This is a genomic window from Rahnella contaminans, from assembly GCF_011065485.1.
GTDB classification, from domain to species: domain Bacteria; phylum Pseudomonadota; class Gammaproteobacteria; order Enterobacterales; family Enterobacteriaceae; genus Rahnella; species Rahnella contaminans.
Window position 1 is genome coordinate 1 of the sequence record NZ_JAADJS010000011.1, and the last position, 14,534, is coordinate 14,534.

At 53.5% G+C, this 14,534-nt stretch carries 15 protein-coding genes and 1 riboswitch; of the genes, 9 read left to right on the plus strand and 6 right to left on the minus strand.

What is annotated here, in order from left to right:
* Nucleotides 1-532: 532 nt before the first annotated feature.
* A complete protein-coding gene (purH, locus tag GW579_RS23555) occupies nt 533-2,122 on the plus strand; it encodes a bifunctional phosphoribosylaminoimidazolecarboxamide formyltransferase/IMP cyclohydrolase (RefSeq protein ID WP_165062235.1) in 1,590 nt (529 codons plus the stop codon).
* Between the two features lie 46 nt (nt 2,123-2,168).
* A complete protein-coding gene (purD, locus tag GW579_RS23560) occupies nt 2,169-3,458 on the plus strand; it encodes a phosphoribosylamine--glycine ligase (RefSeq protein ID WP_152325384.1) in 1,290 nt (429 codons plus the stop codon).
* 86 nt (nt 3,459-3,544) lie between these two features.
* Here purD and GW579_RS23565 read toward each other — a convergent pair whose 3' ends face one another.
* The 6 genes from GW579_RS23565 to nudC form a co-directional block, all read right to left on the minus strand.
* A complete protein-coding gene (locus GW579_RS23565; protein WP_235937461.1) occupies nt 3,545-4,186 on the minus strand; it encodes a DUF1481 domain-containing protein in 642 nt (213 codons plus the stop codon).
* Between the two features lie 63 nt (nt 4,187-4,249).
* Nucleotides 4,250-4,522, minus strand: a complete 273-nt coding sequence (gene hupA / locus GW579_RS23570) for a nucleoid-associated protein HU-alpha (RefSeq protein ID WP_013577396.1) — start codon at nt 4,520-4,522, stop codon at nt 4,250-4,252.
* A 190-nt stretch (nt 4,523-4,712) separates the two neighbouring features.
* Nucleotides 4,713-5,303 carry a YjaG family protein gene (locus GW579_RS23575; RefSeq protein WP_015699027.1) on the minus strand — a complete coding sequence of 197 codons (591 nt, stop codon included), beginning with the start codon at nt 5,301-5,303 and terminating at the stop codon, nt 4,713-4,715.
* A 70-nt stretch (nt 5,304-5,373) separates the two neighbouring features.
* Entirely contained in the window at nt 5,374-6,054 is a 681-nt protein-coding gene (nfi, locus tag GW579_RS23580; protein WP_152325382.1) for a deoxyribonuclease V, read from the minus strand.
* A 9-nt stretch (nt 6,055-6,063) separates the two neighbouring features.
* A complete protein-coding gene (hemE, locus tag GW579_RS23585) occupies nt 6,064-7,128 on the minus strand; it encodes a uroporphyrinogen decarboxylase (RefSeq protein ID WP_152325381.1) in 1,065 nt (354 codons plus the stop codon).
* A 71-nt stretch (nt 7,129-7,199) separates the two neighbouring features.
* Nucleotides 7,200-7,985, minus strand: a complete 786-nt coding sequence (nudC, locus tag GW579_RS23590; protein WP_165062239.1) for an NAD(+) diphosphatase — start codon at nt 7,983-7,985, stop codon at nt 7,200-7,202.
* 98 nt (nt 7,986-8,083) lie between these two features.
* Between nudC and rsd the strand changes: the two genes are divergently transcribed.
* The 7 genes from rsd to thiH all read left to right on the plus strand — a co-directional run bounded on the left by rsd (nt 8,084) and on the right by thiH (nt 14,445).
* Nucleotides 8,084-8,593, plus strand: coding sequence for a sigma D regulator (gene rsd / locus GW579_RS23595; RefSeq protein ID WP_152325379.1), 510 nt, complete (start codon nt 8,084-8,086; stop codon nt 8,591-8,593).
* Between the two features lie 80 nt (nt 8,594-8,673).
* Nucleotides 8,674-8,800, plus strand: a riboswitch (TPP riboswitch).
* A 145-nt stretch (nt 8,801-8,945) separates the two neighbouring features.
* Complete coding sequence (gene thiC, locus GW579_RS23600) at nt 8,946-10,898, plus strand: phosphomethylpyrimidine synthase ThiC (protein ID WP_165062241.1); 1,953 nt, start codon at nt 8,946-8,948, stop codon at nt 10,896-10,898.
* Complete coding sequence (gene thiE / locus GW579_RS23605; protein WP_165062243.1) at nt 10,895-11,548, plus strand: thiamine phosphate synthase; 654 nt, start codon at nt 10,895-10,897, stop codon at nt 11,546-11,548. The genes thiC and thiE overlap by 4 nt, the downstream gene beginning before the upstream one ends.
* Nucleotides 11,541-12,290 carry a HesA/MoeB/ThiF family protein gene (locus tag GW579_RS23610; RefSeq protein WP_152325376.1) on the plus strand — a complete coding sequence of 250 codons (750 nt, stop codon included), beginning with the start codon at nt 11,541-11,543 and terminating at the stop codon, nt 12,288-12,290. Before thiE ends, GW579_RS23610 begins: the two co-directional genes overlap by 8 nt.
* A complete protein-coding gene (thiS, locus tag GW579_RS23615) occupies nt 12,287-12,487 on the plus strand; it encodes a sulfur carrier protein ThiS (RefSeq protein ID WP_152325375.1) in 201 nt (66 codons plus the stop codon). Before GW579_RS23610 ends, thiS begins: the two co-directional genes overlap by 4 nt.
* A gap of 3 nt (nt 12,488-12,490) precedes the next feature.
* Nucleotides 12,491-13,270, plus strand: coding sequence for a thiazole synthase (locus GW579_RS23620; RefSeq protein ID WP_165062245.1), 780 nt, complete (start codon nt 12,491-12,493; stop codon nt 13,268-13,270).
* A complete protein-coding gene (gene thiH / locus GW579_RS23625; protein WP_165062247.1) occupies nt 13,267-14,445 on the plus strand; it encodes a 2-iminoacetate synthase ThiH in 1,179 nt (392 codons plus the stop codon). The genes GW579_RS23620 and thiH overlap by 4 nt, the downstream gene beginning before the upstream one ends.
* Nucleotides 14,446-14,534: the final 89 nt, after the last annotated feature.

Sequence of the window (14,534 nt, forward strand, 5' to 3'; positions counted from 1 at the left end):
GTCTGATAAATTGTTAAAGAGCAGTGAGTTACGCGCTTTCGCTTGCTAACTCGAGGTGGCGTATATTACGCTTTCCTCATTCAGTGTCAACCGTTTATTTTATCCGGTTGCCGCTGTTTTTAACCTTTCCGACCCGGTCACTTCGTGATGTTGTTCACGTTGTTCCCTGTCGATGGAGCGGCATTATAGGGAGTTCTCAGCAGCCCGCAAGGGCTAATTTTAAGAAAAAATACCGTTTGCTGCATTACACAGCAAACACACCGCTTATACCGTGTTTTACACAGATTTATCCACAGCCGCACAGGAATCTCAAATTTTGCGAGCGTCGCGCAATCGTTTTCGCTACAATTTCGCGCGTCAGTTTTCGACACCTGTTACGGGTGATAAATGAAAAGTAAGTCGCCAGAGGGAAGTTATCTGAGCTCAATCCCGCGTTTTTCTGCAAATTGCTCTTATAGAGAGAGAAGAAAACGCTCATTGAATTCCGATAACGCTCTTTATTGCGACTCCAAAGCCAAGGATATAAACCACCATGCAACAATCTCGTCCAATCCGCCGCGCCCTGCTCAGTGTTTCTGATAAAGCCGGTATCGTAGAATTCGCCCAGGCACTCTCTTCGCGTGGCGTTGAATTACTTTCCACTGGCGGCACCGCCAGCCTGTTGGCAAAAGCCGGTCTGCCAGTCACAGAAGTGTCTGACTACACGGGTTTCCCGGAAATGATGGATGGACGCGTCAAAACCCTGCACCCGAAAGTTCACGGAGGGATCCTCGGCCGTCGCGGGAAAGATGATGAAATTATGGCGCAGCACGCGATCGCGCCAATCGACATGGTGGTCGTGAACCTTTACCCATTCGCGCAAACCGTCGCACGCCCGGATTGCTCACTGGAAGATGCGGTAGAAAACATTGATATCGGCGGCCCGACCATGGTTCGCTCAGCGGCGAAGAACCATAAAGATGTGGCGATCGTGGTGAAGAGCAGCGACTACGCATCTATTATTGAAGAGATGGATGCCAACAGCAGCTCGCTGACGCTGGCGACCCGTTTCAACCTGGCGATTAAAGCCTTCGAGCACACCGCCTCTTATGACGGCATGATTGCCAACTACTTCGGCACCATGGTTCCGGCATATCACGGCGATACCGAATCTGCGTCTGGCCAGTTCCCGCGCACACTAAATCTTAGCTATATAAAGAAACAAGACATGCGTTATGGCGAAAACAGCCATCAGAACGCCGCTTTCTATATAGAAGAGAACGTCAGTGAAGCTTCGGTTGCGACCTCGACCCAACTTCAAGGCAAAGCCCTTTCCTATAACAACATTGCAGATACCGATGCGGCATTGGAATGTGTGAAGGAATTTGCAGAGCCAGCTTGCGTCATCGTCAAACACGCGAACCCTTGCGGCGTTGCCATCGGCGACAATATTCTGGCTGCTTACGAACGTGCTTATCAGACTGACCCGACCTCTGCTTTCGGCGGCATTATTGCCTTCAACCGCGAGCTCGATGCTGAAACCGCGAAAGCGATCATCAACCGCCAGTTTGTGGAGGTGATCATCGCCCCATCAGTCAGCCCTGAAGCGCTGGCCCTGACTGCGGCAAAACAAAACGTCCGCGTTCTGACATGCGGCCAATGGCAAGGGCGCCAGAAAGCGCTGGACTTCAAACGTGTCAATGGCGGCCTGCTGGTTCAGGATCGTGATTTGGGCATGGTTGATGCCGGTGACCTGCGCGTTGTTTCCCAGCGCCAGCCAACTGAGCAGGAACTAACTGATGCACTGTTCTGCTGGAAAGTCGCTAAGTTCGTAAAATCCAACGCTATTGTTTATGCACGCGACAAAATGACTATCGGTATTGGCGCAGGCCAAATGAGCCGCGTTTACTCAGCGAAAATCGCGGGGATTAAAGCCGCTGACGAAGGTCTGGAAGTCGCAGGTTCCGTGATGGCATCCGATGCCTTCTTCCCGTTCCGCGACGGTATTGATGCAGCCGCTGCGGTAGGCATTACCTGTGTGATTCAGCCAGGCGGTTCAATTCGTGATGACGAAGTTATCGCGGCCGCAAACGAACACGGTATCGCAATGCTGTTCACCGACATGCGCCATTTCCGTCATTAATTTTCTTTTAGCGGGTGCGATGCGCCCGCTCACCCGGAGTCCTCGAATGAATATTTTAATTATCGGTAACGGCGGGCGTGAACATGCACTGGCATGGAAGGCATCGCAATCTCCTCTGGCGGACAAAGTTTTTGTCGCACCCGGAAACGCCGGTACCGCACTGGAACCTCTGCTGGAGAATGTCGATATCGCTGCAACGGATATCGCTGGTTTGCTGGCGTTCGCCAAAAGCAATGATATCGGCCTGACGATTGTCGGCCCGGAAGCCCCGCTGGTGATTGGCGTGGTAGATGCATTCCGCGCTGCGGGTCTGAAAATCTTTGGCCCGACGCAGGAAGCGGCGCAGCTGGAAGGCTCAAAAGCTTTCACCAAGGATTTCCTGGCTCGCCATAATATTCCAAGCGCGGATTACCAGAACTTCACCGAAATCGAACCGGCACTGGCTTATCTGCGCAGTAAAGGCGCGCCGATCGTCATTAAAGCTGACGGACTGGCTGCAGGCAAAGGTGTCATCGTGGCGATGACATTGAAAGAAGCAGAAGATGCAGTCCACGATATGCTGGCAGGAAATGCGTTTGGCGATGCTGGCCACCGCATCGTTATCGAAGAATTCCTGAATGGCGAAGAGGCGAGCTTCATCGTGATGGTTGACGGCACGAACGTTCTGCCTATGGCAACCAGTCAGGATCACAAACGTGTTGGCGATGGCGACAGCGGCCCGAACACCGGCGGTATGGGCGCTTATTCCCCGGCACCGGTTGTGACGGATGAAATTCATCAGCGCGTTATGGATCAGGTTATCTGGCCAACCGTGCACGGCATGGCGGCTGAGAATAATACTTACACCGGCTTCCTGTATGCAGGTTTGATGATTTCCGCAGACGGCCAGCCGAAAGTGATCGAATTTAACTGCCGCTTCGGGGATCCGGAAACTCAGCCAATCATGTTGCGTCTGCGCTCGGATCTGGTCGATCTTTGTCTGGCCGGTGCGGAAGGTCGTCTGGGCGAGAAAACCTCTGAGTGGGATCCGCGTCCTTCGCTGGGCGTTGTAATTGCCGCTGGCGGTTATCCTGCCGATTACAAAACCGGTGATGTGATCCACGGTTTACCGCTGGAAGAAGTCCCGGACGGCAAAGTCTTCCAGGCCGGAACTCGTTTGCAAGATGAACGCGTGGTGACAAATGGCGGACGCGTACTCTGTGTGACTGCGCTGGGTAAAACCGTCGAAGCCGCTCAGCAGCGCGCTTATGATTTAGCGAAAGATATTCATTGGGAAGGCAGCTTTTACCGCAAGGATATCGGCTATCGCGCCATTGACCGCGAACGCAATCAGTAATCGCGGTTCATCTGACGATCAGAACCTGACGATCAAAAAAGGCACGCTTCGGCGTGCCTTTCCTTTATACGTATTAGCAAGCGGGATCAGAGATCTGACTCTTTAGGTTCCCACTTACAGAAATCTTCATTTGCAACCAGCAGCAATTCGTTGCCTTCCGGTGCGGTCAGCCAGGCAAGGCCGAGATTATCGTTGCTCCGACTGGCCCGTTTAGCCAGCCAGACCTGGGAACGAACGGTCAGTTTCGGCGTCACCTGTTCACCCGCGCAGGTGGTGATCAAACCCTGTCGCCAGTTAGCCTGCACCAGCCGGACATTGCCCACGCGCAGCGCATTACTCAGATCGAGGATTTTTGTCGCTTCATATTTATAGCGCTCGATATCATCTGACGATAATTTTTCCCTGCGCTCAGGAAGCTGCCGCTGCATAAAGCTGACGTGCCCGCTATCGTCAAAACGCAGCATCACGCCTAAATCAGTTTGCGTCGCATGCGTTTCTTTAATCAGGTGTAATTGCCCCTGCTGGAATTCATACCGGGTAATGACCGTATCGCCGCCAAAATAGGGGCTGTATACGTTGAGAATAGTTTGAGGTTCGTTTTGTGCGTTGTCTTCGCGCCAGAGCCTGTTGATACCCTGATCGGCAACATACCCGCTGGCAAAGAATAATTCAGAGGAGTTTTTAGAACTGCAACCCACCAGACCGAGAACCAGTAAACCTGCCACCAGCCTGGGGGTGATAAACTGAAGGGGCTTACAGGCCCCTCCGCTTATTCTTTTCACTGCAAGCAATTACTTAACAGCGTCTTTCAGAGCTTTACCAGAAACGAACGCAGGTACGTTTGCAGCTGCGATTTTGATTTCTTTACCAGTCTGTGGGTTACGACCAGTACGCTCGTTACGATGATTTACCTTGAAAGTCCCGAAACCAACCAATTGTACAGCATCACCTTCTTTCAGAGACTCGGTAATAGCAGACAGAGTAGATTCAAGAGCAACTTTGGCTTGTGCTTTGGAAAGATCAGCTTTGTCAGCAATTACATCAATCAGTTGAGTCTTGTTCATAAGTTATCCTTTACAGTGTGTTTATCGTTTGCAAAGCATCGAGTGCGACGGATATGCCGATTGACAGCACCCTCCTGCATACACGCACCGATAGCCACTTTTTTTACGCACCCCAAATGTAGACCAGACAGGGTGCGGATGTGAAGCCTTAAGGCACGACAAATCAGGCGTTAAATCACGTTTTCTAGCCTTATTGCGCTAAATTTATGCCAATGTTACTGACAGCGGCTTCACGCAGGTCAGAACGTAACCCTTTTATTAATTCCAGGTCACGCTCTTCACAGTCAGCCAACAGGCGAAAAATCTCCCATTGGATGTCCCATTCTTCTTCAACAGCAGGAATGACTTTCAGCTCTTCATCGGTCATTTCTTTACCGGCCTGAGTCATTTCCAACATCGCAACAGTACGAATTGATGTCTCACTCACGGCAACCGCATGAGACAACGTTTCGCCGCTCAGACGTGAATGAATCAGTTCGCCTAATGCGATACACGCATCGATGGCCGGGTAAACACCATAAATGTCGTAATCATCGGAAGAAGGCACGGCTTCCTCCAGTTTTTCGAGCTGTGAGTCAAAATTGACCTTGGCGTCTTTTACCACCAGCGTTTCCCAGATTAAATCCAGGATACGGCGGTAAAGCTGTGCCTCGCCAAACCCGGTTTCCAGGCAAAAAGCCTGATAGTTCGGATACATGCGTTCACACAAGCTCGCCATAAACGTCACGTGTTGCCAGCTTTCCAGCTTTTCCAGACGTAAATGAATTGGATTACGTAACATGAGTTGATCTCGTTAACTTTTCTGCGCGGGAGTTTACCTGAAATAAATCAATATCCCTATTCCTTGATTCCTAAAGATCATCACTCAACCGTTGCCAGCGTTGAAACGCTGCCCGATTTGATGCCACAGCATCCGCCCAGCGGGTTGGCTCTGGCAAACGATATTGCCGCATGCAGCGTTCAACCCAGTACAGTGACGATTCCATGCTGATGCGATTGCCCGGTGAAATAAACAGCGGATTACAGCGCAGTTTGCTGCGCCAGACCCAGCCAATCTGCTCATCGCCTTCATACAGCGCCTGCTGGCTGTGTTGGTCTTCCCCGAGAGGCAGAAATTTGCCGCACAAGCGGCTCTTCGCTACACCAATTGTTGGCACGTCAATCATCAGGCCAAAATGGCTGGCGACGCCAAGACGGCGCGGATGCGCAATACCCTGCCCGTCAACCAGCACCAGATCGGGCCGCGCATTGATTTGCTTCCAGGCCTGCAACAGCGCCGGTAGTTCCCGGAAAGAAAGGAAGCCGGGAATATAAGGCATGACGGTTGGAATGCGGGCTATCTGGTATTCCACCAGCTCAAGCGAGGGATAACGCAGAACCGCAACCGCGGCTCGCGTTACTTCACCACCCTGTTCGAAACCGACATCCACACCCGCGATCAACGCCGGTGTGCTGAATTCAGTCGGATCCCGCAGTTCAATTTGATCTGCAAGGATCCGTTGTTCTTCACGTAATGCGCGGGTATCAATCATACGCCGGATTTACTCGTGATATTGCCGGGACAGGCTATGTACAGCTTCCACGAACGCACCCGCATTTTCTGGCGGAACATCCTGGTGAATGCCGTGGCCCAGGTTAAACACATGACCGTTGCCTTTACCAAAACCGGCCAGAATGGTTTCCACTTCCTGTTCAATACGTACCGGAGAAGCATAGAGCATGGAAGGATCCATGTTGCCCTGAATCGCCACTTTGTCGCCCACGCGACGACGGGCTTCGGCAATATCTGTTGTCCAGTCGAGGCCCAGCGCGTCACAACCGGTTGCCGCCATCGCTTCCAGCCATTGTCCGCCGCCTTTGGTGAACAACGTCACCGGCACACGGCGCCCTTCGTTTTCACGGATCAGGCCGTCGACAATTTTATGCATGTAGTTCAGGGAAAACTCGCGGTAATCTCGAGGCGTCAGCACGCCGCCCCAGGTGTCAAAAATCATGACAGACTGAGCGCCCGCTTTGATTTGAGCATTAAGGTAGAGAATGACGCTGTCAGCCACTTTATCGAGCAAAAGGTGCAAAGTCTGCGGATCGGCATACATCATCTTTTTGATTTTTGTGAAGGCTTTGCTGCTGCCACCTTCCACCATATATGTCGCCAGTGTCCACGGGCTGCCGGAAAAACCGATAAGCGGCACTTCACCTTTGAGGTTTTTACGGATAGTACGAACCGCATTCATGACGTATCCCAGTTCCATTTCAGGATCGGGGACGGGCAGTTTTTCCACATCGGCACGGCAGGTCAGCGGGGAAGAAAAACGAGGGCCTTCACCGGCTTCGAAATACAACCCCAGCCCCATGGCATCAGGAATGGTCAGGATGTCAGAGAACAGAATCGCGGCGTCCAGCGGGTAGCGACGCAGTGGCTGGAGGGTCACTTCGCAGGCCAGCTCTGCATTCTTGCAAAGCGACATAAAATCACCGGCTACAGCGCGGGTTTCTTTGTATTCTGGCAAATAACGGCCCGCCTGACGCATCATCCAGACCGGTGTGATATCCACAGGCTGGCGTAACAGGGCGCGCAGGTAGCGGTCATTTTTCAACTCATTCATTCTGTCTTTTTCCTTCAATATTCGGGCCGCCCGAAAATAATCTGGCGGCATTCTAGCATGCAACACTCCTGCTACACGTCGTCTTCATCTCTTTCTGCGCGGCACAGCGCAACCGTATCTTCAATCAGCCGGCGGGCGATGGTCCCCGGTGGCGGCAACTGTGGCAGTTGATCAAAGCGATACCAGCCTGCGTTGAGCAGCTCTTTCGGATCATGCACGATGTCACCGCTGTCGTAGTCGGCCATAAACGCCATCATCAGCGAATTAGGGAAAGGCCACGGCTGGGAACTGACGTAACGGACATTCTTCACGCAGATATTGCTCTCTTCCATGACTTCACGCGCCACAGTTTCTTCGAGAGTTTCCCCGACTTCCACGAAGCCAGCCAGAACCGTATGAATGCCATTGCGGTGGCGGACATGCTGCGCCAGCAAAATCTCATCACCGCGGCGAATGGCGACAATAATGCAGGGCGCAATTTGAGGGTAATAGCGTTCACGGCAATGCCCGCACAGCGCGGCCCATTCGGTTTTACTGACGTGCATCTCGTGGCCGCAATAGCCGCAGAACTTGTGCGAACGGTAAAATTCCGACAGCTGCACGCCGCGCCCGACCAGCTGGAATAGCCCGCGATCCTGATCGAGCATCTGCCGTGCAGATACCATGTGATTGTGCATCGCCTGACGTACCATCCACACCGGTTCGCCCTGCCATTCACCAATCTGACGCGCGATTTTGCCCGTCAGAGAAAATTGCGCAGCGCTGCCATTCGGCAGTTCACCTTCGGGCAGCCACAGCTTGCCCTCATAGCTGATTACCCACCAGCCGGTATGTTCTTCTGTGATCTGTAATTCCATAATTGTTGTTGCATAACCTCGACGAGACTGACAATCTGGGGTTGATATTTACATATTAGTAACCTTTGGTTACTTTTTTCTCGCTCACGGAGTCAACCATGCTAAATCGTCTGGAAAGACTGACCCAACGCGTTGGTGGCAGTAATGAGTTAGTGGATCAATGGCTGCACGCGCGTAAAGAATTGCTGGTGTCTTACTGCACACTGGTCGGCCTGAAACCCAATAAAGAAAAACATACACCGCTGAATGAAAAAGCGCTGGACAACTTTTGCCATAACCTGGTGGATTACCTTTCTGCCGGTCATTTCCATCTTTATCAACGGGTCATCGATGAAGTGGAAGGTGCAGAGATAAAATTACAGGCTGCGAAAATATACCCTGCACTCGAGCTCAATACTGAAGCTATCATGGCTTTCCATGACAGTTACACCGAAAATGATATTGATGATGACAATGCTTTCGCATTTCATTATGCATTATCCGATGTGGGTGAAGCATTGGATGCGCGTTTTCAGCTTGAGGATCAACTGATCATTCTGGCCTTTGATCCGGAAAGTCGCAAAGAATTGCCTTCTGCAAACGAAGAGCATCTTGCCAGACCCGCGTAACGTGTTACTTCTGCACAACACGTTGCCACAATAAAAACCCTGCTCAGGGTTGTAGTTTTTACAACGGCCTCCTATATTGAGGCTTCTTGTCGGAGTGCCTCGTGCAAAATTTCCTCGCGGAGATGATGCCAGGCTGAGACCGTTAATTCGGGATCCGCGGAACCTGATCGGGTTAGTACCCGCGAAGGGAACAAGAGTAATGTTATGCGTTTAGCGCGATTTGGCATCAGCCTGCAAACGGCCGCCAGCGTTCAACCGCCCATTTTTACTCCTGCCGTAAACCTCCAGACAAGCAATTTTCCATTACGTTCTGTCACGCTTTTTGGCGTGAAAACAACACAAGGAATTTGCTATGTCGAGTACCCAGAAACCCGTTACATCCGAAAAAAAGCCCGCTAACCGCCGTGAACAACGCGCACAGGCACAGTCATTTATCGACAGCTTGCAGGGCGAAGCCTTTCCCAATTCCCGACGTATCTATCTTCAGGGCGACAACGCCGGTATTCGTGTCCCTATGCGTGAAATCCAGCTCAGCCCGACGCTGGTCGGCGGCGGAAAAGACAACCCGCAGTTTGAAGAAAACGAAGCGATTCCGGTTTATGACACCGCCGGACCGTATGGCGACCCGTCTGCGACCATCGACGTGCATACCGGTCTTGAAAAATTGCGTGCCCGCTGGATAACCGGACGCGCCGATACCGAAGAACTTCCGCAAGTCAGCTCCGGTTTTACTCAGCAGCGCCTGGCCGACGAAGGGCTGGATCATTTACGCTTCGAACATCTTCCGCGCCCGCGAAAAGCCATTGCCGGTAAAAATGTCACACAGCTGCATTATGCGCGACGGGGCATGATTACCCCTGAGATGGAATTCATCGCTATTCGCGAAAACATGGGGCGTGAGCGGATCCGCGGAGAAGTCCTGCGCCAGCAACATCCCGGTGAAAGCTTCGGGGCGCACCTGCCCGCGAATATCACCGCCGAATTTGTTCGCCAGGAAGTGGCCGCCGGTCGCGCGATTATCCCCGCCAACATCAATCACCCGGAATCCGAGCCGATGATCATTGGCCGCAATTTTCTGGTGAAGGTGAACGCCAATATCGGCAACTCGGCGGTGACGTCATCCATCGAAGAAGAAGTTGAAAAACTGGTGTGGTCGACGCGCTGGGGCGCGGACACGGTGATGGATCTCTCCACCGGCCGCTATATCCATGAAACCCGTGAATGTATCCTGCGTAACAGCCCGGTGCCGATCGGTACGGTGCCGATTTATCAGGCGCTGGAAAAAGTGAATGGTGTGGCCGAAGACCTTAACTGGGAAATGTTCCGCGACACCCTGCTGGAGCAGGCGGAACAAGGTGTGGATTACTTCACCATTCACGCTGGCGTGTTGCTGCGTTATGTGCCGATGACCGCCAAACGTCTGACCGGTATTGTTTCGCGCGGTGGCTCAATCATGGCGAAATGGTGTCTGTCACATCATCGCGAAAGCTTCCTGTATGAAAATTTCCGGGAGATTTGCGAAATCTGCGCCGCTTACGATGTCTCGCTTTCTCTCGGTGACGGTCTGCGTCCCGGCTCGATTCAGGACGCCAACGACGAAGCGCAGTTTGCAGAATTGCACACGCTGGGCGAGCTGACAAAAATCGCCTGGGAATATGACGTGCAGGTGATGATCGAAGGGCCGGGGCATGTGCCGATGCAGATGATCCGCCGCAATATGACGGAAGAACTCGAGCATTGCCACGAAGCGCCGTTCTATACGCTCGGGCCGCTGACGACCGACATTGCGCCCGGTTATGACCACTTCACGTCCGGTATTGGCGCTGCGATGATTGGCTGGTTCGGTTGTGCCATGCTGTGTTACGTCACACCGAAAGAGCATCTCGGCCTGCCGAATAAAGAAGACGTTAAGCAGGGTCTGATTACCTACAAAATTGCAGCACATGCCGCCGATTTAGCCAAAGGCCATCCGGGTGCGCAAATCCGCGACAACGCCATGTCCAAAGCCCGTTTCGAATTCCGCTGGGAAGATCAGTTTAATCTGGCTCTGGACCCGGCCACTGCCCGCGCCTACCACGATGAAACGTTACCGCAGGAATCCGGCAAAGTCGCCCACTTCTGTTCGATGTGCGGCCCGAAATTCTGCTCAATGAAAATCACTCAGGAAGTTCGCGATTACGCCGCCGCGCTGGAAGCTAAAGCCCGGCCCATCGAACTCGTTGAATCCGGCATGGCACAAATGTCAGCTGAATTCCGTTCACGCGGCGGCGAGCTTTATCATCCTGCCACGGAGATCAACAAATGAATCAGTCAGCTCAGCCCTTCCCCGCCGTTCCTTTTCACCTTGGTTTATATCCGGTTGTCGATACGGTGGAATGGATCGCCCGTCTGCTCGATGCAGGCGTGAAAACGCTTCAGTTGCGGGTGAAAGATTTACCCGATGAAGACGTCGAACCGGCAATTATCGAGGCCATCGCGCTGGGAAAAAAATATCAGGCGCGGCTGTTCATAAACGATTACTGGCGTCTGGCGGTAAAGCATCATGCATACGGCGTACATCTGGGCCAGGAAGATCTCGATACAGCCGATCTTGCGGCAATTCGTCAGGCCGGTCTGCGACTGGGCGTTTCCACGCATGACGAGGCTGAAATGACGCGCGCCGTTTCCGTGAATCCTTCATACATCGCTCTGGGCCATATCTTCCCGACGCAGACCAAAGATATGCCGTCGGCGCCACAGGGTCTGGAAGAACTCACCCGACACATTAAGCAACTCGATGGCCGCTTTCCGACAGTGGCCATCGGCGGGATCAGCATTGACCGCGCGCCGTCGGTTCTGGACTGCGGCGTCGGCAGCATTGCGGTCGTCAGCGCCATTACGCAGGCCACGGACTGGCGTGCAGCCACCGCCGAACTGCTGGCCTTGTGTGCCAGCAAGGTGCCGGAAGATGCTTAACGATGCGGCTTTTATGCGTTACAGCCGTCAGCTGATGCTGGAGGAATTCGGCCCGCAGGCGCAAGAAAAGTTACAGGCGGCAAAGGTGCTGATCGTCGGACTTGGCGGACTCGGTTCTCCTGCCGCCCTGTATCTGGCGGCGGCGGGCGTCGGCACGCTTTTTCTGGCCGATGACGACCGGCTGCATATCACCAATCTTCAGCGGCAAATCCTTTACCGCACAGCCGATCTCGATCAGCCCAAAGCCACTTTGGCAAAGCGTGAGCTGTTGCGCCTGAATCCGCTTTGCGAAGCCGTGGCCATTACGGAACGCCTGTTGGGTGAAGCGCTGACACAAGCGGTGGCCAATGCCGATATCGTTCTGGATTGCAGCGACAACATGGAGACCCGTCATGCCGTCAATAAAGCCTGCGTGGATGCAGGCAAAACGCTAATCAGCGGCAGCGCCGTCGGATTCAGCGGACAGCTTCTGGTGATTGAAGCACCCTACGCTCACGGTTGTTATGCCTGTTTGTATCCGGATCAGGAAACCGTGCAACGTAACTGCCGGACATCCGGCGTACTCGGGCCGGTAGTGGGCACCATCGGGACATTACAGGCGCTCGAAGCACTGAAAATCCTGGCTGGGCTGCCTTGCACACTGAGCGGCAAACTCCGGCTGTTCGACGGAAAAACACAGAACTGGCGTTCACTGCAACTCACGCGATCATCTGCCTGTACCGTCTGCGGAGGCTATGCGTGAATATTCTGGTCAATGATGAATCTCATCAGTTCAGTCAGCCGCTCCCGCTGTTAGCTCTGCTCGATGAGCTGGCGTTAAACACTGCGGGCAGAGCGCTGGCGGTAAATCAGGTCATTATCCCCCGCGATAACTGGCCTGCACACTGGCTGGCAGACGGTGATGAGATTTTGCTCTTTCAGGCGATAGCCGGAGGATGAAACATGTTAAAAATTGCTGATGCTACGTTTACCTCACACCTTTTTACCGGAACCGGAAAATTCGCCAGTCCGGCGCTGATGCAACTGGCACTGGAAGCATCCGGCTCTGAGCTGGTGACGATGGCGATGAAACGCGTCGATCTGCGGCGTGGCGGCGATGATATTCTTTCGCCTTTGCAGCAACTTGGCGTGCGCCTGTTGCCCAATACGTCAGGGGCAAAAACGGCAGAAGAAGCGGTGTTTGCCGCTCAGCTGGCCCGCGAAGCACTGGGCACAAACTGGGTCAAACTGGAAATCCATCCGGACATGAAATACCTGCTGCCCGATGCCATCGAAACCCTGAAAGCCGCAGAGATACTAGTGAAACAGGGGTTTGTCGTTTTGCCTTATTGCAGTGCTGATCCGGTGCTGTGCAAGCGTCTTGAAGAAGCCGGATGCGCGGCAGTGATGCCGCTCGGCGCACCGATAGGCTCTAATCAGGGGCTGCAAACCCGTGAGTTTCTGCAAATTATTATCGAACAGGCGCGCGTGCCCGTTGTGGTTGATGCCGGGATCGGCGCACCCAGTCAGGCCACTGAGGCGCTGGAAATGGGTGCGGACGCCGTGCTGGTGAATACGGCAATTGCCGTTGCGCGTGATCCGGTTTCCATGGCGACAGCTTTCCGGCTGGCCGTTGAAGCGGGCGTGCTTGCCCGTCAAAGCGGATTAGGCGGACGGCAACGGTACGCCAGCGCATCCAGCCCGCTGACCGGTTTTCTGACTTCCCCGCAGGCAAGCTTATGAGCAACTTTACCGATGTCTGGTCAACGCTCGACTGGGACGATATTTCCCTGCGAATTAACAGCAAAACGTCCAGTGATGTTGAGCGGGCGCTGAGCAGGAACAAAATCGACCGTGATGGTTTTATGGCACTGATTTCTCCGGCCGCGTTACCGTATCTTGAAGAAATGGCGCAGCGCGCGCAACAGCTCACGCGCCAGCGTTTCGGCAATACCGTGAATTTCTTCGCCCCCCTTTATCTCTCCAACCTTTGCGCCAACGAGTGCACGTACTGCGGCTTCTCGATGAGTAATAAAATCAAACGTAAGACGCTGGATGAAGAGGAAATCATCGCTGAATGTGAGGCGCTGAACGCGCTGGGATTCAAACACCTGTTGCTGGTTACGGGCGAGCATAAAGGGAAAGTTGGTATGGATTATTTCCGCCGACATTTCCCGGCTATCCGCAGTCATTTTGATTCACTGATGATTGAAGTGCAGCCGCTACCTCAGGAAGAATACGCCGAGTTAAAAACGCTGGGGCTGGACGGTGTTCTGGTTTATCAGGAAACCTATCACGCACCGACCTATGCGCTGCATCATCTGCGCGGGCAAAAACAAGATTTCTTCTGGCGGCTGGAAACCCCTGACCGGCTGGGGCGCGCGGGAATCGATAAGATCGGACTCGGCGCGTTGTTCGGGCTTTCCGGAAACTGGCGAACTGACAGTTATATGGTGGCCGAGCATTTGCTTTATCTACAACAAACTTACTGGCAAAGCCGCTATTCGGTGGCGTTCCCGAGATTGCGCCCGTGCACAGGCGGAATCGAACCGGCTTCGTTGCTGGAGGAAAACCAGCTGGTGCAGCTGATTTGCGCTTTCCGGATGTTGTCGCCGGATGTCGAGCTTTCCCTGTCGACACGCGAGTCACCGTATTTCCGCGATCATGTCATTCCTCTGGCGATCAACACGGTCAGCGCCGGATCCAAAACTCAACCGGGCGGTTACGCAGACGATCATCCGGAACTGGAACAATTTGCGCCACATGATAACCGCTCACCTCAGCGGGTGGCTGCGGCATTAACGCAAGCAGGATTGCAGCCCGTGTGGAAAGACTGGGACAGTTTTTTGGGGCGTACGCCGCAGGAAAATGTCGCCAGACAGCAACGCGATAATCTCTCAGGAATGCGTATTCCATAAAGCGATTTTGCCTCTCGCGCCAGCACGCCGGGCAGGTTACCGTGCCGCTGTCGCTGCATCATCGCAACCGGCCAGCGCCATTCATCCCG

What these genes read in the sequence shown, in the direction of transcription:
- purH (WP_165062235.1), top strand. Translation starts at nt 533, where the DNA reads ATGCAACAATCTCGTCCAATCCGCCGCGCCCTGCTCAGTGTTTCTGAT.
- purD (WP_152325384.1), top strand. Translation starts at nt 2,169, where the DNA reads ATGAATATTTTAATTATCGGTAACGGCGGGCGTGAACATGCACTGGCA.
- hupA (WP_013577396.1), bottom strand. Translation starts at nt 4,522, where the DNA reads ATGAACAAGACTCAACTGATTGATGTAATTGCTGACAAAGCTGATCTT.
- GW579_RS23575 (WP_015699027.1), bottom strand. Translation starts at nt 5,303, where the DNA reads ATGTTACGTAATCCAATTCATTTACGTCTGGAAAAGCTGGAAAGCTGG.
- nfi (WP_152325382.1), bottom strand. Translation starts at nt 6,054, where the DNA reads ATGATTGATACCCGCGCATTACGTGAAGAACAACGGATCCTTGCAGAT.
- hemE (WP_152325381.1), bottom strand. Translation starts at nt 7,128, where the DNA reads ATGAATGAGTTGAAAAATGACCGCTACCTGCGCGCCCTGTTACGCCAG.
- nudC (WP_165062239.1), bottom strand. Translation starts at nt 7,985, where the DNA reads ATGGAATTACAGATCACAGAAGAACATACCGGCTGGTGGGTAATCAGC.
- rsd (WP_152325379.1), top strand. Translation starts at nt 8,084, where the DNA reads ATGCTAAATCGTCTGGAAAGACTGACCCAACGCGTTGGTGGCAGTAAT.
- thiC (WP_165062241.1), top strand. Translation starts at nt 8,946, where the DNA reads ATGTCGAGTACCCAGAAACCCGTTACATCCGAAAAAAAGCCCGCTAAC.
- thiE (WP_165062243.1), top strand. Translation starts at nt 10,895, where the DNA reads ATGAATCAGTCAGCTCAGCCCTTCCCCGCCGTTCCTTTTCACCTTGGT.
- GW579_RS23610 (WP_152325376.1), top strand. Translation starts at nt 11,541, where the DNA reads ATGCTTAACGATGCGGCTTTTATGCGTTACAGCCGTCAGCTGATGCTG.
- GW579_RS23620 (WP_165062245.1), top strand. Translation starts at nt 12,491, where the DNA reads ATGTTAAAAATTGCTGATGCTACGTTTACCTCACACCTTTTTACCGGA.
- thiH (WP_165062247.1), top strand. Translation starts at nt 13,267, where the DNA reads ATGAGCAACTTTACCGATGTCTGGTCAACGCTCGACTGGGACGATATT.